This is a genomic window from Cupriavidus sp. 05N38, from assembly GCF_056397345.1.
The window spans coordinates 297,891-316,563 of the sequence record NZ_JBFTNF010000003.1; the positions used below are offsets into that span (position 1 = coordinate 297,891).

Annotated in this window: 19 protein-coding genes; 9 read left to right on the top strand and 10 right to left on the bottom strand. The window is 67.4% G+C overall.

Annotated elements, in window-relative coordinates; genetic code table 11:
* Positions 1-183 precede the first annotated feature (183 nt).
* From AC1DK4_RS04455 to AC1DK4_RS04470, 4 genes are read left to right on the top strand one after another with little or no spacing between them, the layout of a single operon-like run.
* Entirely contained in the window at positions 184-1,050 is an 867-nt protein-coding gene (locus AC1DK4_RS04455; RefSeq protein ID WP_441617514.1) for a lysophospholipid acyltransferase family protein, read from the top strand.
* A 5-nt stretch (positions 1,051-1,055) separates the two neighbouring features.
* Positions 1,056-1,949: a lipid A biosynthesis lauroyl acyltransferase gene (locus AC1DK4_RS04460; protein WP_441617512.1), complete on the top strand. Its 894-nt coding sequence runs from the start codon at positions 1,056-1,058 to the stop codon at positions 1,947-1,949.
* A 53-nt stretch (positions 1,950-2,002) separates the two neighbouring features.
* The gene (gene dapF / locus AC1DK4_RS04465; protein ID WP_441617510.1) at positions 2,003-2,869 is read left to right on the top strand and encodes a diaminopimelate epimerase; all 867 of its coding nucleotides are present in this window, start codon (positions 2,003-2,005) and stop codon (positions 2,867-2,869) included.
* Between the two features lie 48 nt (positions 2,870-2,917).
* Complete coding sequence (locus tag AC1DK4_RS04470; protein WP_441650124.1) at positions 2,918-3,727, top strand: polyphosphate kinase 2 family protein; 810 nt, start codon at positions 2,918-2,920, stop codon at positions 3,725-3,727.
* A gap of 216 nt (positions 3,728-3,943) precedes the next feature.
* Here AC1DK4_RS04470 and AC1DK4_RS04475 read toward each other — a convergent pair whose 3' ends face one another.
* From AC1DK4_RS04475 to pyrE, 4 genes are all read right to left on the bottom strand, one after another.
* On the bottom strand, positions 3,944-5,161 hold the full coding sequence (locus tag AC1DK4_RS04475) for a DUF3734 domain-containing protein (protein WP_441650134.1): 1,218 nt from the start codon (positions 5,159-5,161) through the stop codon (positions 3,944-3,946).
* A 241-nt stretch (positions 5,162-5,402) separates the two neighbouring features.
* Positions 5,403-6,185 (bottom strand): 3-hydroxybutyrate dehydrogenase, encoded by a 783-nt coding sequence (locus AC1DK4_RS04480; RefSeq protein ID WP_441617507.1) that lies wholly within the window; start codon positions 6,183-6,185, stop codon positions 5,403-5,405.
* 132 nt (positions 6,186-6,317) lie between these two features.
* Positions 6,318-7,058: an acetoacetate decarboxylase gene (locus AC1DK4_RS04485; protein ID WP_441617505.1), complete on the bottom strand. Its 741-nt coding sequence runs from the start codon at positions 7,056-7,058 to the stop codon at positions 6,318-6,320.
* A gap of 181 nt (positions 7,059-7,239) precedes the next feature.
* Entirely contained in the window at positions 7,240-7,929 is a 690-nt protein-coding gene (pyrE, locus tag AC1DK4_RS04490; RefSeq protein WP_441650125.1) for an orotate phosphoribosyltransferase, read from the bottom strand.
* Between the two features lie 30 nt (positions 7,930-7,959).
* Here pyrE and AC1DK4_RS04495 point away from each other — a divergent pair, with 30 nt between their 5' ends.
* Together AC1DK4_RS04495 and argC are read left to right on the top strand one after the other, a co-directional pair.
* Complete coding sequence (locus AC1DK4_RS04495; RefSeq protein ID WP_441617501.1) at positions 7,960-8,736, top strand: exodeoxyribonuclease III; 777 nt, start codon at positions 7,960-7,962, stop codon at positions 8,734-8,736.
* A gap of 87 nt (positions 8,737-8,823) precedes the next feature.
* On the top strand, positions 8,824-9,771 hold the full coding sequence (gene argC, locus AC1DK4_RS04500) for an N-acetyl-gamma-glutamyl-phosphate reductase (RefSeq protein ID WP_477131407.1): 948 nt from the start codon (positions 8,824-8,826) through the stop codon (positions 9,769-9,771).
* Positions 9,772-9,847: 76 nt separating this feature from the next.
* Here the strand turns inward: argC and AC1DK4_RS04505 are convergent, their stop codons facing one another.
* Together AC1DK4_RS04505 and AC1DK4_RS04510 are read right to left on the bottom strand one after the other, a co-directional pair.
* Complete coding sequence (locus AC1DK4_RS04505; protein ID WP_441617497.1) at positions 9,848-10,321, bottom strand: excinuclease ATPase; 474 nt, start codon at positions 10,319-10,321, stop codon at positions 9,848-9,850.
* 142 nt (positions 10,322-10,463) lie between these two features.
* Complete coding sequence (locus AC1DK4_RS04510; RefSeq protein WP_441650135.1) at positions 10,464-11,399, bottom strand: M48 family metallopeptidase; 936 nt, start codon at positions 11,397-11,399, stop codon at positions 10,464-10,466.
* Positions 11,400-11,584: 185 nt separating this feature from the next.
* Between AC1DK4_RS04510 and AC1DK4_RS04515 the strand changes: the two genes are divergently transcribed.
* On the top strand, positions 11,585-12,844 hold the full coding sequence (locus tag AC1DK4_RS04515) for a muropeptide transporter (protein WP_441617495.1): 1,260 nt from the start codon (positions 11,585-11,587) through the stop codon (positions 12,842-12,844).
* A gap of 19 nt (positions 12,845-12,863) precedes the next feature.
* Here AC1DK4_RS04515 and AC1DK4_RS04520 read toward each other — a convergent pair whose 3' ends face one another.
* Together AC1DK4_RS04520 and AC1DK4_RS04525 are read right to left on the bottom strand one after the other, a co-directional pair.
* Positions 12,864-13,697 carry an acyl-CoA thioesterase gene (locus AC1DK4_RS04520; RefSeq protein ID WP_441650126.1) on the bottom strand — a complete coding sequence of 278 codons (834 nt, stop codon included), beginning with the start codon at positions 13,695-13,697 and terminating at the stop codon, positions 12,864-12,866.
* 125 nt (positions 13,698-13,822) lie between these two features.
* Entirely contained in the window at positions 13,823-14,671 is an 849-nt protein-coding gene (locus tag AC1DK4_RS04525; RefSeq protein ID WP_441650136.1) for a DMT family transporter, read from the bottom strand.
* Between the two features lie 207 nt (positions 14,672-14,878).
* Here AC1DK4_RS04525 and AC1DK4_RS04530 point away from each other — a divergent pair, with 207 nt between their 5' ends.
* Positions 14,879-15,802: a LysR family transcriptional regulator gene (locus AC1DK4_RS04530; protein WP_441617491.1), complete on the top strand. Its 924-nt coding sequence runs from the start codon at positions 14,879-14,881 to the stop codon at positions 15,800-15,802.
* Positions 15,803-15,842: 40 nt separating this feature from the next.
* On the opposite strand, the gene metW is transcribed toward AC1DK4_RS04530, so the two are convergent.
* Both metW and metX read right to left on the bottom strand, forming a co-directional pair.
* Positions 15,843-16,454: a methionine biosynthesis protein MetW gene (gene metW / locus AC1DK4_RS04535; protein WP_441617489.1), complete on the bottom strand. Its 612-nt coding sequence runs from the start codon at positions 16,452-16,454 to the stop codon at positions 15,843-15,845.
* Positions 16,451-17,623 carry a homoserine O-succinyltransferase MetX gene (metX, locus tag AC1DK4_RS04540; RefSeq protein WP_441617487.1) on the bottom strand — a complete coding sequence of 391 codons (1,173 nt, stop codon included), beginning with the start codon at positions 17,621-17,623 and terminating at the stop codon, positions 16,451-16,453. The genes metW and metX overlap by 4 nt, the downstream gene beginning before the upstream one ends.
* A 336-nt stretch (positions 17,624-17,959) precedes the next feature.
* Here metX and creB point away from each other — a divergent pair, with 336 nt between their 5' ends.
* A complete protein-coding gene (creB, locus tag AC1DK4_RS04545) occupies positions 17,960-18,667 on the top strand; it encodes a two-component system response regulator CreB (protein ID WP_441650127.1) in 708 nt (235 codons plus the stop codon).
* The last annotated feature ends 6 nt before the right edge of the window (positions 18,668-18,673 follow it).

The window sequence follows — 18,673 nt, forward strand, 5'->3', positions numbered from 1 at the left end:
GCTGCCGGGGCCGGTGGCGGCCTTTTCGCAGTGAAACCGCAGGCACAGGCGCCTGTCTGACAGTGCAAGCGGTGTGCGGGCCCGGTAACGGACCCCATGTCATTTCGATTGCCCCCTCTAACGGCAGCAGCGGGCAAAACATGAATCACTGAACCCGGCCACCGTGCCGCAGAGCACGATCCGATGACCTTTTTGTTCTGGCTGATTTCCCGCTTGCCGCTGTCGTGGCTGCACGCCGCCGGCGGTGCGCTGGGCCTGCTGGCAGCGCGCCTGCCGGGACGCTACGGCACGCGGCTGACCGCGCACATGCGCCAGGCCTATCCGGGCGCTGACGCGGCCACGCTGGCAGAAGCCGCGCGCGCCACCGGCCGCATGATCCTGGAGATGCCGTATTTCTGGTGCCGCCGCAACCCGCCGCGGCGCTTGTACGGCTTTGCCCTGCCACTGTGGCCTGAACTGGACCGCCTGATGGCGCAAGGCCGCGGGCTGATCATCCTGGTTCCCCACCTGGGCTGCTTCGAAGTGCTGCCGCAGGCGTTCGCGCTCAAGCATCCGGTCACCGCGCTCTACAAGCCACCCCACCAGGCCTGGCTGCGCGCCTGGATCTTGAAGATGCGCACTCGTCACAATCTTGCCATGGCACCCGCGGAGCCGCGCGGCGTGCGCATGCTGCTCAAGGCGCTCAAGCGCGGCGAAGCGGTTGGCATCCTGCCTGACCAGGTACCGCCTGGCGGTGAAGGCGCGTGGGCGCCGTTCTTCGGCAAGCCCGCCTACACCATGACCCTGGTGCAGCGCCTGCAGCAGCACACCGGTTCGCCCATCGCCGCGATCTTCGCCGAGCGCCTGCCGCGCGGCGAAGGCTTCCTCGGGCATATGAAGGTGATCGAAGAACCCTTGCCGGACGATCCGGGCGAAGCTGCCGCCGTGCTCAACCAGGCCATCGAGGCATTGGTCCGCGCCGCGCCCACGCAGTACCTGTGGGGCTACAACCGATACAAGCAACCGCGCGGCGCCGAGGCCCCTCCCGAACCTGCGCCGCTCTCCAACTAGAACAAATGAGCCGTATCTTTACCTGGCTGGGCATTGCCCTGCTGACCGTGCTGGGCAAGTTGCCCTATCCGCTGGTGGCGCGCTTCGGCGAAGGACTGGGCAGCTTGCTCTACCTCATCCCCAGCAGCCGCCGCAAGGTGGTGCAGACCAACCTGCGCCTGTGCTTTCCCGAGCGCAGCGACGCCGAGATCGAGGCGCTGTCGCGCCAGACCTTCCGCACCGTGTTCCGCAGCTTTGCCGAGCGCGGCATCTTCTGGACCGGCAGCGAGAAGCAGATGCGCCGTTGGGTGCGCATCGAGGATCATGCCGACCTGGTGGCGCTGGACGGCAAGCCGCACATCCTGGTCACGCAGCACCTGTCCGGCGTGGAAGCCGGCGCGATCCGCCTGACCATCCACCTGCGCGACCATGTGGGCCGTTCGGGCGCCTCGCTCTACACCAAGCAGAAGAACGACCTGTTCGACGGCTTCCTCAAGCATGCGCGCGGCCGCTTCGGCGCCAACATGATCGCCCGCAACGACAGCGCGCGCGACATCATCCGCTGCCTGCGCAAGGGCGAAGCGCTGCAACTGATCGCCGACATGGACTTCGGCGAGCGCGACTCCGAGTTCGTCCCCTTCTTCGGCGTGCAGGCCCTGACGCTGACCTCCGTGTCGCGCCTGGCGCGCCTGACCGGTGCCAGGGTGGTGCCGATCTACACCGAGATGCTGCCCGACTACCAGGGCTATGTGCTGCATGTGCTGCCTGCCTGGGAAGACTATCCCGGCGACAGCGTGACCGACGACACGCGGCGCATGAACGCCTTCTTCGAAGACTGCATCCGCCCGCGCATCGCCGAGTATTACTGGGTGCACAAGCGCTTCAAGCACCGCCCGCCGGGCGAGCCCGAGATCTACTGAAACCGCCCGCGGCGTGTCCGGCAGGCACGCCCGGCGAGGAATACAATCGCACCATGAAACTCCAGTTCACCAAGATGCATGGCGCCGGCAACGACTTCGTCGTGCTCGACGGCATCCGCCAGACCCTGAACCTGACACCCGCGCAGTGGCGCGCGCTCGCCAGCCGGCATTTCGGCGTGGGCGCCGACCAGATCCTGGTGGTGGAGAAGCCCACCCGCGACGACGTCGACTTCCGCTACCGCATCTTCAACGCCGACGGCGGCGAAGTGGAGCACTGCGGCAACGGCGCACGCTGCTTCGTGCGTTTCGTCACCGATCAGGGCCTGACCGACAAGCGCTCGGTGCGCGTGGAAATCATGAACGGCGTGATCACGCTGACGCTGCAGGACGACGGCCAGGTCACCGTCGACATGGGCGCGCCCGAACTGGAACCGGCCCGTGTGCCCTTCCGCCCCGACGGCCTGCCGACCCGCGCCGAAGGCCGCGACACCCTTTACGGGCTCGAGGTAAACGGCCGCACGGAATGGATTTCCGCCGTCTCGATGGGCAACCCGCACGCGGTGCAGGTGGTGGACGACACCGAGGCCTTCCCGGTGCTGCAGGACGGCCCCATCATCGAGCATCACGCGAGCTTCCCCAACCGCGTCAACGCCGGTTTCATGCAGGTGCAGGAACGCCACACCGTGCGCCTGCGCGTGTTCGAGCGCGGCGCCGGCGAAACGCTGGCCTGCGGCACCGGCGCCTGCGCGGCGGTGGTCGCGGGCATCCGCCGCGGCCTGCTCGACTCGCCGGTGCTGGTGCATACGCACGGCGGCGACCTCACCATCGCCTGGGACGGCGAAGGCGAGCCGGTACGCATGACCGGCCCGGCCACCACCGTGTTCGAAGGCAGCATTGACCTGGAGCGGCTGCCTGGCTGACCATAGGGGCTCGCGGCCCGGCCGGGCCGCCCCCCTGATGGAGTGCCAATGCCGCTCGCCGATTTCCGCGTCACCTCTGGCAAGAACTTCCGACTGGCCGACTTCGACGCCGGCGCCAAGCCGCTCTCCAGCGGCGACAAGGCCGCCGACCTGGCCCGCATCGCGGAACTGAGCGTCCAGCTCGACCAGCAGCAGGACATTTTCTACGCCGAGCACAAGCGCAAGCTGCTGGTGGTGTTGCAAGGGATGGACACCAGCGGCAAGGACGGCACCGTGCGTGGCGTCTTCCGCAGCTTCGACCCGCTGGGCATCCGCGTGGTCAGCTTCAAATCCCCCACCGCTGAAGAACTCGCGCACGACTACCTGTGGCGCATCCACGCCCAGGTCCCGCGCGCCGGCGAGATCGTGGTGTTCAACCGCAGCCATTACGAAGATGTGCTGATCACGCGCGTGCACGAGTGGATCGACGAAGACGAATGCCAGCGCCGCTACAAGCAGTTGCGCGCCTTCGAGACGCTGCTGATGGAAACTGGCACCACCATCATCAAGTGCTTCCTGCACATCTCCAGGGATGAGCAGAAATCCCGGCTGGAAGCCCGCCTGGCAGATCCGCAGAAACACTGGAAATTCGACCCGAAGGACCTGGAGGAACGGCAGTACTGGAAGAGCTATATGACGGCCTACGAGGCCGCGATCGCCGCGACCAGCACGCCGGAAGCGCCCTGGCATATCGTTCCGGCGGATTCCAAGACGCATCGGAACCTGATGGTGGCGGAGATTATTTCCGAGGTGTTTTCCAGGTTGAAGCCGGCTTACCCGGCCGCGGCTCCGGGCTTAGGGAAATTGAAAGTGGTATGAGGGCAGGAGGTCTTTCCTGGGGGGCTCCGGTTTTGCGGGGCCCGGGGCTTTCGCCGCAAATCCAGGATCAGGTTCGGCAACGAAGGCAGATCCAAAGGCTTTCCAGGCTGCCTCTAAGCCTTTAAGTCTTTAAGCCTTTGAATTTGAACGTGGTATCGCCAAGGCGAAACCACGTAAATCCCGTTACTTCGCGCCGCTACTTCTCATTACTTCCCGTTACTTCCCGCCATTCCCCCGATGGATGTCATGCGTGACAAACGGCCTCTCGTGGGTGGGCATCGCCAGCCACTCCGGATGCCGCAACGTCTCGCGGATATCATCCAGCCCGCTCGTCCAGTGCTCGTTCATGGTGAGCAGGCCGAACTGGTAATCCTTCGCGTTGCCCTCGAAGGTCTTGTCCCGGTAGATGAGCTGAATCACGTTGCGTCGCGCGTCGCACGCGTATTCGGCTGCCTTGCGGTACCAGTCGTTGTCGCGCTGCGCCTGCGGCACCAGCGCCATGATTTCGCTGAGCATGCGGCGGTAGTTCTGCTGCTCGCCCATGTAGTCGGTGATGGTGCGCGTGCGGCTGGAGTACTGGATGTCTTTCTGCCGTTCAGCCACGTCCAGCAGGTTGTGCGGCAGCTTGCCGCGCGCGCTCCACAGGTCGACCTGGAAGATCAGCGCATCGCGGCGGGGCTGGGCGGTGAGGACTTCGGACAGCGGGGTGTTCGAAACCAGGCCGCCGTCCCAGTAGAACTCGCCGTCGATCTCSACGGCCGGGAAGCCGGGCGGCAGCGCGCCGGATGCCATGAAGTGTTCGGCGCGCAGCTTGCGGCGCGTGTTGTCGAAATAGGCGAAATTGCCGCTGTGCACATTGACCGCGCCCACCGATACCCGCATTTCGTTGTGGTGGTGGTTGATCCGGTCGAAGTCGACGAAGCGTTCGAGCGTGGTCTTGAGCGGCCCGGTGTCGTAGTAGCTGGCCTGGCCGGGTCCGCCCTGGTGCTCGAACAGCATCGGCCATGGACGCGGCTGGAAGAAGCCGCGCTGGCCTTCGAGCACGGCACGGGCGGCTTCGATGCCGTCGAACCAGATGCGCACGGGGTCGGGCCATTGGCTGGCGCTTTGCGCGACCATCTCGTAAGGCAGCAGGCTGGGCAGCCAGGGCTGCTGGCAGATGTACTCCCAGAACGCGCGCAGCTGCTCGACCCGGCGCTCGGGGGCGTTGCCGGCGATCACCGCCGCGTTGAGCGCGCCGATGGAGATGCCCGCCACCCAGTTGGGCTCGATACCGGCTTCGGCCATGCCCTGGTACACGCCGGCCTGGTAGGAGCCGAGCGCGCCGCCGCCCTGCAGCACCAGCGCCCTGACCGTGTATTCGTGGTGCGCGGGACGCTTGCGGCCGGCGCCCTCGGGCGCGAGGTCGGGCGCCGCGCAGCCGCCGGGAGGCAGGAAAYTGGGTTCCGGCTCCCTTGGTGCCTTGGCCCTCGCCTTCGCCACCGCCTGCCTCACCTCGGGCGCGGCGGGGTCGGCCACCACGGCCGCGGCTTCGCTGCGCGCGCCGTTCTTCTCGATCTTCGTCACTGCCTGATTTGCTTTCTGCCGACGTCCGCCTGCCACGGCTTCTCCTTGATGGTTTTGTCCTTCGCGCGGCCGGCCGGCGGCATGGTGCCGCCGCGCCGGCCGTCCTTGCTTACTGCATGTACCAGCCGTGGCTGACGATGAACGACTGGCCGGTCAGCGCCGCCGACGGGAATGCGCAAAGGAACAGCGCGGTCTGGGCCACATCGTCCACGGTGGTGAAGACGCCGTCCACGGTGCCGCCCAGCATCACGCGGCGGATCACCTCCTCTTCGCTGATGCCCAGCTCCTTGGCCTGTTCCGGGATCTGCTTGTCCACCAGGGGCGTGCGCACGAAGCCCGGGCAGATCACGTGCGAGCGCACGTTGTACTCCGCGCCTTCCTTGGCCAGCACCCGCGCCAGGCCGAGCAGCGCGTGCTTGGCGGCGACGTAGGCGGATTTCAGCGGCGACGCTTCGTGCGAGTGGACCGAGCCCATGTAGATCACGGTGCCACCGCGCTTGTCCTTGTACATGTACTTGAGCGCGGCCTTGGTGGTGAGGAACGCGCCGTCGACGTGGATGGCCTGCATCTTCTTCCAGTCGGAGAAGGCGTAGTTCTGGATCGGGTTGACGATCTGGATGCCGGCGTTGGAGATCAGGATRTCGATGCCGCCGAAGGCCTTGGCGACCTCGTCGGTGGCGCTGTTGACGGCATCCTCGCTGGTTACGTCCATCGCCACCGCGATGGCGCGGCCGCCGGCCGCCTCGATGTCGGCCGCGGCCTTCTGCGCCGCTTCGAGATTCAGGTCGGCGATGGCGACCGCCGCGCCTTCCCTGGCCAGCAGGTCGGCAATGGCTTTGCCGATGCCGCTGGCGGCGCCGGTGACGATGGCGGTTTTTCCCTGGAGCTTCATGAAGACACCTCGTATGGTTGATGCGGGTTGGTTGCTGCGGGCGCAATGCCCGCGGTGCGCGGGAATGAAAAGAGCGAAGAACCGGACGGCAGGCCGGGCAGGACCGGCCGCACCGGCGAGCGTGCGGGCCGCTCAGGCGAGGTAGTCGAACACCACCTCGCCCAGCCCGAGCGTGAGATCGGCCACGAAGTGCCTGGCGCCGAGCACCTCCAGCACCGGCAGCGCGGCCACCGGCGCCAGCGCGTGCGGCGACAGCGACAGTGCCGCCGGGCCGGTCCAGGCGCCCTTCATCTCCACGTCCTTGAGGAAGTAGCACACTAGCTCGCAGATGCGCGGGCTGCCGTCCACGTGCGGAATGACCTTGAGCAGGTAGTTGGGCGTGCTGGAGAGCGCCAGGCCGAGCGCGTCCTTGTCGAGTTCGCGGTGCTTGTAGCCCATGGTGCCGGTGGCCACGCGCACCGGACCGTAGTCGAGCGTGCCGACCAGGGTATCGGTGTGGACCTCGAGCCTGGGGCTGGCGAGCTTCTTCGGGAAGCCCCACAACTCGCGCCCGCCCGCCAGCGGCGGATGGTCGTCCAGGTACATGGCATGGGTGTAGGTACCGGCCTTGCCTTCGTAGGTGACGGGAATCACCTGGCCCGATTCGGTGTAGTCGCCAAACCCGGTGGAATCGGGCATGCGGATGAACTCGTAGTTGACCACGGCATCCGTGATCTCCAGCGGTTCCGGCACCACCGCGCGCAGCAGCGCGGGATCGGTGCGGTAGGTGATGATGAAGAATTCCCGGTGGATGAAGCGGTACGGACCCATCGGATAGGCCGGACTGGTGAGCGGCATGGCGAATGCCTGCTCGCGGATCGTCTTGATGTCCATCGCCAGCTAACCTCCTGAAGAGATGCTGCGCCGCCTTGCCGGGCGGCAAGGCGAATCGCTGGCGACGGGACCATCCCGGCCGGCCAGCGAGATCAATCAGACCGGCGATTTTTCCGCGCGGTTCCCGTGGCCTGCTGCATGGCGACAAAACCTTGCAATGCCCCGGGCGACAGAAACCAGACTATACGCCGTAGCGCTGGCGATAGGCAGCAACCGCCTCGCGCGAGCCGCCCAGAGCGGGATCCTGGGAAGCGTCCAGGTAGGCGAGCAGGTCCTTCAGGCTGGCGATGGAGATGACCGGCACGCCATATTCGCGCTGTACATCCTGCACCGCGGAATGGGTGCCGACCTGCTCGGCCGTGCCGCTCTTTTCCATGCGGTCGAGCGCGATCAGCACGGCGGCAGGCTCGGCACCGGCGGCGCGGATCATCTGCATCGATTCGCGCACCGAGGTGCCGGCGGAGATCACGTCGTCGACGATCACCACCTTGCCCTTGAGCTTGGCGCCGACCAGCGTGCCGCCTTCGCCGTGGTCCTTGGCCTCCTTGCGGTTGTAGGCGAAGCCCACGTCACGTCCGAGGCCGGACAGCGCCACCGCGGTGGCCGAGGCCAGGGTGATGCCCTTGTAGGCCGGTCCGAACAGGACGTCGAAGTCCAGACCCGAGGCCAGCAGGGTTTTCGCATAGAATTGCGCCACCTGGCCCAGCATTGCACCCTGGTTGAACAGGCCCGCGTTGAAGAAGTACGGCGACTTGCGGCCGGCCTTGGTCACGAATTCACCAAAGGACAGCACGCCGGCGTCCAGCGCGAAGCGGATGAAAGTCTGGCTGAGGTCACCAGCGCCGGGCTGCGGCGTCGTCTGCTGCGTCATCTTTTCTCTCTGATTTCAAAATTTCCCGAGATGTTACGGATTATCAGCGCCAACCTCAACGGCATCCGCTCCGCGGCCAAGAAAGGCTTTTTCGAATGGATGGCCAAGCAGGACGCCGACATGGTCTGCGTCCAGGAGCTCAAGGCCCAGGCCGCCGACATGACCGAAGCGTTCCTCGCGCCGCACGGCTACCACGGTTATTTCCACTACGCGGAGAAGAAAGGATATAGCGGCGTCGGCCTCTACACCCGCCACAAGCCCGAGCGCGTGATCACCGGCTTCGGCTGCGCCGAGTTCGACAGCGAGGGCCGTTACGTCGAGGTGCAGTATCCGCACCTGGCCGTGATTTCCGTCTACGTGCCGTCCGGCTCCAGCGGCGAAGAGCGCCAGCTCGCCAAGTTCCGCTTCATGGAAGCCTTCCTGCCCCACCTGCTGCAACTCAAGGCCAGCGGACGCGAGATCGTGCTGTGCGGCGACGTCAACATCGCGCACAAGGAAATCGACATCAAGAACTGGAAGGGCAACCTGAAGAACTCGGGCTTCCTGCCGGAAGAGCGCAGCTGGATCGGCGAATTGTTCGATGTGCACGGCTATGTGGACGTATTCCGCAAGCTGGACCCGCGCCCCGAGCAGTACACCTGGTGGAGCAACCGCGGCCAGGCCTACGCGAAGAACGTCGGCTGGCGCATCGACTACCACCTGGCGACCGCGAAGATAGCCGGGACGGCGCACGCCACCTCGATCTACAAGGACGAGAAGTTCAGCGACCACGCGCCGCTGTCGATCGACTACGACTTCCCGCTGTAGCGGCCCGAACCTGTTCCAACCTAGTTACAATGCAGGCTCCCGTCCGATTCCGGCACGGGAACCTTCGTATTTCCGAGTGAGTCCGCCATGGTTTTCAAAGTGTTCGTAGATGGTCAGGAAGGCACCACCGGCCTCCGGTTGCTCGACTATCTCTCCGGCCGTTCCGACGTGGAACTGCTGCGTATCGCCGACGACAAGCGCAAGGATCCGGCCGAACGAGCACGATTCCTGAATGCCGCCGACGTCGCTTTCCTGTGCCTGCCCGACGTGGCCTCGCGCGAAGCCGTGTCTCTGGTGACCAACCCGGACACCTGCGTGATCGACGCCAGCACGGCCTTCCGCACCACCGACAGCTGGGCCTACGGCCTGCCGGAACTGACGCGCGGCCAGCGCGAGAAGATCCGCGCGAGCAAGCGCATCGCCGTGCCGGGCTGCCATGCCAGTGCCTTCGTGCTGGCCGTGCGCCCGCTGGTGGAAGCCGGCGTGATGCAGGCCGACTATCCGGTCTCGGCTTTCTCGCTGACCGGCTACAGCGGCGGCGGCAAGCAGATGATTGCCGAGTTCGAAGCCGGCGGTAACCCGAAGCTGAACAGCCCGCGTCCCTACGGCCTGGGCCTGGCGCACAAGCACCTGCCGGAAATGCGCGTGCAGACCGGCCTGGCGCAGGCACCGATCTTCAACCCGATCGTCGGCAACTTCCTCAAGGGCCTGGCGGTGACGGTGCCGGTGTACCCGGACCGCCTGGCGCGCAAGGTCACGCCGGAGCAGATCGCCGACATCTATCGCAAGCACTATGAAGGCGAGCAGTTCGTGCGCGTGATGCCGGTGGGCKATGAGGCCAATCTCGACGGCGGCTTCTTCGACGTGCAGGCCAGCAACGATACCAACCGCGTGGACCTGTTCGTGTTCGGCTCGGCCGAGCGCATCGTGCTGATGGCGCGCCTGGATAACCTGGGCAAGGGCGCCGCCGGCGCCGCCGTGCAATGCATGAACGTGCACGTGGGCGCGGACGAGGCAACCGGGCTCAGCGCCTGATCCTCGCCCTGCCGCTCGCGGCAAACGAAAAAAGCCGGCAGCCGCCGGCTTTTTTCGTGGGCGGCCGCAGCCGGGCTCAGCTGCCCGTGCGGACCACCACGCCCTTGAGCGCGACGCCGATAAAGACGCCGCCCTTGGCGCAGACATAGGTGCTGTCGCTGGCGGTCTCGTCGTTCTTCCAGTTGCTGCGGATATCGATCACCGCGTTGCCCCCCTCCTTCATCGCGCGCTGCTGCAGCTCCTGCACCGCCTGCACGAAGGTGGTCGCGCACAGTTCCTCGTCGCCCGGCGGCGGCGGGCCGCCGGTGGCGCTGCTAGTGTCAATGGGCCGGCGGATGCGCTTGACGGTCTTGAACGACTGCCCGCCCTGGACATCGGCCGGCCGGTTGAGGCCAAACTGGAGCTTGATCGACGGATCGACGCGCGCCTTGGCATCGGCCGACGCCAGCGCCTTGTCGATCGGCTGGTTGAGCAACTGGTCGCCGGCCTGCGCGTTGGCTCCGGCCAGCAGGGCACCGGCCATCAGGCTGAACCGCACCCATCGTTTCATGTTCCGCTCCTTGCTCAGCGACGCAACGGGAAATGCCATCGGCGCTGCGCGCCATGGCACCCGGCGGGCGGCCCGGACCACGCCAGCCACGCCTGCCTTTCATCGTATGCGATACGCCGCAAGGCGGAGGCCCTGGCCGTCTTTACTTTTTTAGTGGCGCCTGGCGGTCGTCGTCGCCGCTGTCGACCGGCGCGTCGCCCAGGTTGGCCATATTGGCGCGGTAAGCCGGCAGCCTGGCCATATTGGACTCGATGGCGCGCGCGTACAGCGGCAACACCTCGGGCATGTGTTTCTCGAGCTCGGCGATACGGGTCCGGCCGGAGGGATGGGTGGAGAGGAACTCGGAGCCGGGCTGCGCCGCGACCTGCGACACCATGCCCATCTTCTGCCACAGCGAGATCGCGGCGCGCGGGTCGAAGCCGGCGCGCGCGGCGATATCCATGCCGACCAGGTCCGCCTCGGTCTCGTCGGAGCGCGAGAAGCGCAGCGTGAGCAGCTGCGCGCTGGCGCCGATGGCCATATTGCCCAGGTTGCCGAAGCCGAACAGCTGCGAGATGACATTGGCGCCGAGATTGGTGATCTCGGACTTGGCGGCGCGCTCGCGCGCATGCTCCTGCAGGGCGTGGGCGATCTCGTGCCCCATCACCATGGCGACCTCGTCGTCGGTCAGCTTGAGCTGCTCGAGCAGGCCGGTGTAGAAAGCGATCTTGCCGCCCGGCATGCAGAAGGCATTGACCTGCTTCGAGGTGATCAGGTTGACCTCCCACTTCCACTGCCGCGCACGCTCGTTCCAGCGTGGCGTCTGCGGCAGGATCCGCTTGGCGAGGGCGCGCAGGCGGATCAGCTGCGGATTGCTGTCCGGCATCAGCGTGCGCTTGGACTGCGCCTCTTCCTTGAGCTGCTCGTACTCCTGCGAGGCCTGCTGCTCGATCACCTCGACCGGGACGATCTGCCGCACCGAGGCGCCGCCGCGCTGCACGCGGATGCCGTCGTCGGGCCCGGCCTCCTGCGCCAGGCCCGCCGTCATGCCGAACGCGGCCGAGGCGGCCAGGGCCAGTGCGGCGAACCGCCGCGGCATCGCCATCCCGGCCCGCCGGTGGCGGTTCTGACAACGCTGGCAATCGGACATGGAAGATTCCCCGGAAGCGGTCGGCGGCACGCGGAACGATTTGGACTGGAAAAGGGCCGGACATCCACCGGGGCCGGCCGCAACGGTAATGCAATAATACACGGCGCCTCGCCCGGCCTGATGCCCACTGATTCATGACCTTCCAAGACTATCTCGACATTTTCCGCAACCGCCGCATCGGCGCCATGCTGACGCTGGGCTTTGCTTCCGGCCTGCCGCTGGCGCTCACTTCCGGCACCTTGCAGGCCTGGATGACGGTGGAAGGCCTCGACATCAAGACCATCGGCTTCTTTTCGCTGGTGGGCCAGGCCTATATCTTCAAGTTCCTGTGGGCTCCGCTGATGGACCGCTACACGCCACCGCTGCTTGGCCGGCGCCGCGGCTGGCTGCTGGTCACGCAGCTCGCGCTGGTGCTGGGCATCGCCGGGATGGCCTTCTGCCCGCCGCGCGAGGCGTTGTGGACGCTGGCCGCACTGGCCACGCTGGTGGCCTTCCTGTCGGCCTCGCAGGACATCGTTTTCGACGCCTACAGCACCGACGTGCTGCGCGCGCCCGAGCGCGGCGTCGGCGCGGCGGTCAAGGTGCTGGGCTACCGGCTGGCGATGCTGGTGTCGGGCGGCCTGGCGCTGTGGCTGGCCGACCGCGTGATGGGCTGGCAGCAGATGTACATCCTGATGGCCGGCCTGATGGGCATCGGTATCTTTTCGCTGTGGTGGGCGCCCGAGGCCGAGTCGCCGGCACGCACGCCGCGCTCGATGGAGGAGGCGGTGCTGGGGCCGCTGCGCGACTTCTTCTCGCGTCCGGGCGCGTGGTGGCTGCTGCTGCTGATCGTGCTGTACAAGCTTGGCGATGCCTTTGCCGGCAGCCTTTCCACCACCTTCCTGATCCGCGGCGTGGGCTTCTCGGCCGGCGAAGTGGGCCTGGTCAACAAAACGCTGGGACTGGCCGCCACCATCGTCGGCGCGCTGTTTGGCGGCACGCTGATGGTGCGCCTTGGCCTGTACCGCTCGCTGCTGCTGTTCGGCGTGCTGCAGGCCGTGTCCAACCTCGGCTACTGGCTGCTGGCGGTGACGCCGCCGCACCTGTGGAGCATGGGCGCCACCATCTTCGTGGAGAACCTGTGCGGCGGCATGGGCACGGCCGCCTTCGTGGCGCTGCTGATGACGCTGTGCAACCGCTCCTTTTCCGCCACCCAGTACGCGCTGCTGTCGGCGCTGGCCTCGGTCGGGCGCGTCTACGTGGGCCCCAGCTCGGGCTACCTGGTGGAGGCCTTCGGCTGGCCGGCGTTCTACCTCAGCACCGTGGTGGTGGCGCTGCCGGGCGTGGCGCTGCTCTGGGCGATGCGCAACACCGTGCACCGCTACGAGGCCAGCGCGCGCGCCGTGACCGCCTGAGCCGGCGGCCGCGGCCTCCTTACTGCTTGTAGTAGACGATCTGGTGCGAGGTGGCCAGCAGCTCGCCGCGCGGGCTCCAGATCTGGGCGCTCTGGTCGAAGAAGCCCTGGCGGAACACCTGCGCCTGCGCACTGCCCAGCACATGGCTGTCGCCCAGGCCGGCCAGGGTGGCGGCATCGGCATGGAAGTACGTGGTCAATGACACCGTGCCGGCCGGCACGAAGCCGGCGCGCTTGAGGAAGATGCGCGGGTAGAAGGTGTCGCACCACGCCGCCATGGCGGCAAAGTCCGGCGTGCGCGCCGGCGCGTCGCGCAGCCAGAACTGGGTCAGGCTGTCGGGATTCTCGGTGCCAGGCTCGGCATCGGGCCTGGCGCCGCGCACCGGACGCAGATCGTAGGCCTTGAGCCAGCGCACCGGGGCGAAGCCCGCCATGGATGGCACGGCGTCGGCGGCCGGCACCTGCGGGAACGCCGCCTCGGTGCAGTCCCAGGTCTCGCGGCGCACCGCAAAAAAGGCCGTGGCGGTAGTGGCCACCTCGTCACCCTGGCGCAGTTCGATCGACCAGTGCTGCGTATTGCGGTTGGTGCGCACCGGACGCGCTTCGATCACGAACGGTCCTTCCACGATCGGGCCGGCGAAGTTGACGGTCAGCGCGGACGGATCGCCGAGCCGGGCCGGATGCTGGAGCACGGCCTGCAGCAGGGTGGCCGCCGTGATGCCGCCGAACGGGCCGATCATGTTCCAGTATGCGGGCGTGGTGCGGCCGTGGAAGAGGTTGCCGCCCGCCGGCTCCAGCGCGATCGCGTGGTCGAAGGAATGGACGGGCAGGCTGGCGACTTGCGTGGCGGTCATGATGTCTCGGCGTCTCGGCGTCTTGTGGTTCTGCAATCGGGACCGGATGATCGGTCTACAAAAAAGTACGACCGTTCGATAATACGCCAAAACCGCCCTGGTCCGCTGAACCGGCGTGTTTGCCGTCAGTCCCCTGCCCGCCTGCGCTGCCAGGGCGCCCAGCCAAGCTGGTTGCCTACCACCGCCAGCAGGATCATCGCCATGCCCGCCAGTTGCAGCGCCGTGAGCACCACGCCGAACACCAGCACGTCGATCACGATGGCCACCAGCGGATAGACGAACGACAGCGTGGCGATCGACAGCACATTGAGCCGCTGGAAAGCGCCGTAGAGCAGCGTGTACATCACGCCGGTATGCACCAGGCCCAGCGCCAGCAGCGCGCCCCAGGTACGGCCATCGAAGCTGGCCACCGCCGGATGCGCCAGCGGCGACAGCATGAGCACGCCCAGCACCATCTGCAGCCCGGCGATCTGCCCGGCAGGAATCCCCTTCAGGCGGCGCGTGGCCATGGTGGTGATGGCGTACAGCAGGGCCGCCAGCATCGCCAGCCCGACGCCGGCCAGCATGCCGCGGCCGGCGCCGCCATGCTCGATGCCGGTGATCAGCATCACGCCGCCGAAGGCCAGCACCAGCCAGGCCAGCCGCCCGGGCGCGATGGCTTCGCGCTGGAACAGCGCCGCCAGCAGCAGCAGGAAGAACGGCTGGGTGTGATAGACCACGGTGGAAACCGAGATGCCGCTATAGGCATAGGCCGAGAACAGGCACAGCCAGTTGAGGATCAGCGTGACGCCACCCAGCGCCAGCCAGCCCCATTCGGCGCGGCGCATGGGCTGCCAGCCGCGCCGCAGCGCCAGCGTGCCGAGCAGCGCGGCGCCGCCGAACAGGCAGCGGAAAAACACCACGTCCACCGGCGGCTGCCCGCTGGTGACCACGAACCAGCCGATGGTCCCCGAGAGCGCCATGGCCGCCACCATGCGCCAGGCGCCGCCACGCTGCCCGGAGCCGGCGGCAGGCGCCGCGCCATGCGCCCCGGCGGCGGCAGTGGATTGATTGCTGCTCATGTCGTTCTCCTGCGGATTGTGCTTTGCATGGATGCATTGTTTCACCATGCACACAGGTCAACAATCCATCAGCAATGCAATTACTATTTGACCTGCCGTCACAAATGCAGGAGGTCATCCATGCCCGTCGCGCAACTCAATGCCATGGCCGTGTTTGCCCGGGTGGTGGAATGCGGCAGCTTCTCCGCCGCCGCGCGCCAGCTGGGCATGACGCCGTCGGCGGTGAGCCGCCATGTCACGCGGCTGGAGGCGGCCATCGGCGGCAGCCTGCTGCAGCGGACCACCCGCGCCTTCGCGCTCACCGAACTGGGCCAGGCCGTGCATGCCGCCTGCGCGCGCATGGTGGCGGCGGCGCAGGAAGTCGACACGCTGGCCGGAGCCTACGGCGCCGCGCCGCAAGGGCTGCTGCGCGTGACGGCGCCGGTGGTGTTCGGCCAGGCGTGGCTGGCGCCCCTGCTGCCGGCCTTGCTGGACCGCTACCCGCAGCTGGACCTGCAGCTCACGCTGGCCGACCGGCTGGTGGACCTGGTGGAGGAAGGCGTCGACGTCGCCATCCGCATCGCGCGCGAACTGGCGCCGGGCCTGGCGGCCCGGCCGCTGCGCCCGGTGCGCTACCGGCTGGTGGCCGCACCCGGCTGGCTGGCGCGGCACGGCACGCCGCAGGAGCCGGCCGCGCTGGCCACGCACCGCTGCATCTACCTCGGCTACGGCGCCTTCGGCGAGCGCTGGAGCCTGCGGCGCAAGGACGACGGCCAGGCCGTGTCGCTGCGGATCCCGCCACGGGTCACGCTCAACAACAGCATGGCGATCGTGGCCATGGCCGAGGCCGGCGGCGGCATCGGACTGGTGCCCGATTTCTCCGCCGCGGCGGCACTGGCCTCCGGCAGGCTGGCGGCCGTGCTGGACGGCTGGGAGATCCTGGAACCCTATGTGGGCACCGCCTACGCGGTCTATACGCCGACGCGCCACCTGGCGCCCAAGGTCCGCGCCTTCGTCGACCACCTGGTGGCGCAGGCCGGCGCGGGAGACGGCGCGAGCGGCTAGCCTGCGCTCAGTTGGCGCTCAGGTCGCGATCAGGTCGCGATCAGGTCGCGCAAACGCGGTACACCGCCAGGCTGCCGCGCCAGTTCCCGCCCCAGTTCACGGTCACGCCCTCGTGCATCACCACGCGGTCCACGATGCGCAGCCCGACCTTGGGCGCCAGCGCCTCGAAGTCGCTGATGGTCAGCACGCGCACGTTGGGCGTGTTGTACCACTGGTAGGGCAGCGCCTCCGACACCGGCATGCGGCCGCGGAACACCGACAGGCGGTGCGGCCAGTAGCCGAAGTTGGGGAAGGACACGATGCATTCGCGCCCCACCCGCAGCGTCTCGCGCAGGACCTGCGCCGTGTTGTGGATGGTCTGCAGCGTCTGCGACAGGATCACCGTATCGAAGCTCTTGTCCTCGAACAGCGCCAGCCCGCCTTCCAGGTTCTGCTGGATCACGTGCACGCCCTTCTGCGCGCAGGCCAGCACGCCCTGGTCCTGGATCTCGATGCCGTAGGCCTGCACGTCCAGCTCGTCCTGCAGCACGCGCAGCAGGCTGCCGTCGCCGCAGCCCAGGTCGAGCACGGTGGAATTGGGCTCGATCCAGCGCGCGATGGCGCGGAAGTCCGGGCGCAGCGCCAGGATATTGGGGTTGGCAGCGGCATTCATGCGCCAATCTCCTCGGCGATGCGTTCGTAGTAGGCGCGCATCAGGTCGTGATAGCGCGGGTCGTCCAGCAGGAAGGCGTCGTGGCCATGCGGCGCGTCGATCTCGGCGTAGCTGACCGGGCGCTTGTTGTCGAGCAGCGCCTTGACCAGCTCGCGGCTGCGGTTGGGCGCGAAGCGCCAGTCGGTGGTGAAGCTGGCCACCAGGAAGCTGGCCTGCGTCTGCGCCACCGCGCGCTTCAGGTCCCCGCCGAACGCCAGCGCCGGATCGAAGTAGTCCAGCGCGCGCGTGATCAGCAAGTAGGTATTGGCATCGAAATACTCGGCGAACTTGTCGCCCTGGTAGCGCAGGTAGCTCTCCACCTGGAACTCGACGTCGAACGAGAAGCGGATGTCGTCGGTCTTGAGCTCGCGGCCGAATTTCTCGGCCATGTCCTCGTCGGACAGGTAGGTGATATGGCCGATCATGCGCGCCACGCGCAGGCCGCGCTTGGGCTTGACGTTGTGCGCGTAGTAGTTGCCGCCGTGGAAGTCGGGGTCCGACAGGATGGCGCTGCGCGCCACCTCGTTGAAGGCGATGTTCTGCGCCGACAGCTTGGGCGTGGAGGCCACCACGATGCAGTGGCGCAGCCGCTCCGGATACATCAGGCTCCAGGCCAGCGCCTGCATGCCGCCCAGGCTGCCGCCCATCACCGCGGCGAACTGCGCGATGCCGAACTGGTCGGCCACGCGCGCCTGCGCGTTGACCCAGTCTTCCACCGTCACCACCGGGAACATCGCGCCGTAGGGATTGCCGGTGGCGGGGTTCGGGCTCATCGGCCCGGTCGAGCCGAAGCACGAGCCGAGGTTGTTGACGCCGATGACGAAGAAGCGGTTGGTGTCGAGCGGCTTGCCCGGGCCGACCATATTGTCCCACCAGCCCACGTCGCGCGGATCGTGCGCGTACACGCCCGCCACGTGGTGCGAGGCATTGAGCGCGTGGCACACCAGCACGGCGTTGGAGCGGGCTGCGTTGAGCGTGCCGTAGGTCTCGACCATCAGGTCGTAGTCGGTGATCGAGGTGCCGTTGCGCAGCTTCAGCGGCTCGGGGAAATGCATGCGCTGCGGCGTGACGATGCCGACCGAATCGGCGGGCAAGGCCAGCGTGGCAGGAGGCGTAGCTACGTCTGTCATGGAATCGGCCCGTCAGCGAACGGGCATAAAAAAACCCGACCGGCATTTGCGTGGCCGTTGCATGCAGCTTGAATTGCTCTTTGCATGAACGGCGGCGCAGCCAATCGGGTTTTGCGCGGGTCTTGTTTCCCGCGCGTCGGTGCCTTGCGTGGCAGGGTACCGACCCAACCTCTTTAGCCGCATTTATATTGGCCGCCGCGACGCTCCCGCACGCATGTGCAATGGAGCCCGAGGCTGCCGCGCGCCCGCAAGCCAGTCATCAAATCGGCGCGACCCGCTTATTATAGAGCAAACCGGCCGCACCGCTGCCTGCCCCTACTGCCAACGAGCCTTGCCTTGACGAACCCGCCCAGTATCCTGGTCATCGAAGACGAAGCCGCGATCGCGGACACCATCCTCTATGCGCTGTCCACCGACGGCATGACGGTCGCCCACTGCGCGCTCGGCGGCGCCGCGCTGGAGCGGCTGCGCGCGCAGGTGCCCGACCTGGTGATCCTGGACGTGGGCCTGCCGGACATCAACGGCTTCGAGGTCTGCCGCACGCTGCGCACCTTCTCCGACGTGCCGGTGATCTTCCTGACCGCGCGCAACGAGGAAATCGACCGCATCGTCGGCCTGGAGATCGGCGCCGACGACTACGTGGTGAAGCCCTTCTCGCCGCGCGAGCTGGCCGCACGGGTGCGGGTGATCCTGCGCCGCGCCGGCACGCGCTTGTCGGCGCAACCCGTCGCGCCACTGCCGCCCGCCAACGCCCGGCCCGATGGCTTCACGCTCGACGCCGACGGCGCGCGCCTGGCCTGGCGCGGCCAGTGGCTGGACCTGACGCGTTACGAATACCGGCTGCTGGCACTGATGCTCGGACACCCGGGCCGCATCTATTCGCGCGCGCAGCTCATGGAGCTGGTCTGGCACGACGCCGCCGACACCAGCGACCGCACCGTCGACACCCACGTCAAGACCGTGCGCGCCAAGCTGCGCGCGCTCGACTCCGGCTGCGACCCGATCCGCACACATCGCGGCATGGGCTATTCGCTCGAAGGCTGAGCGCCT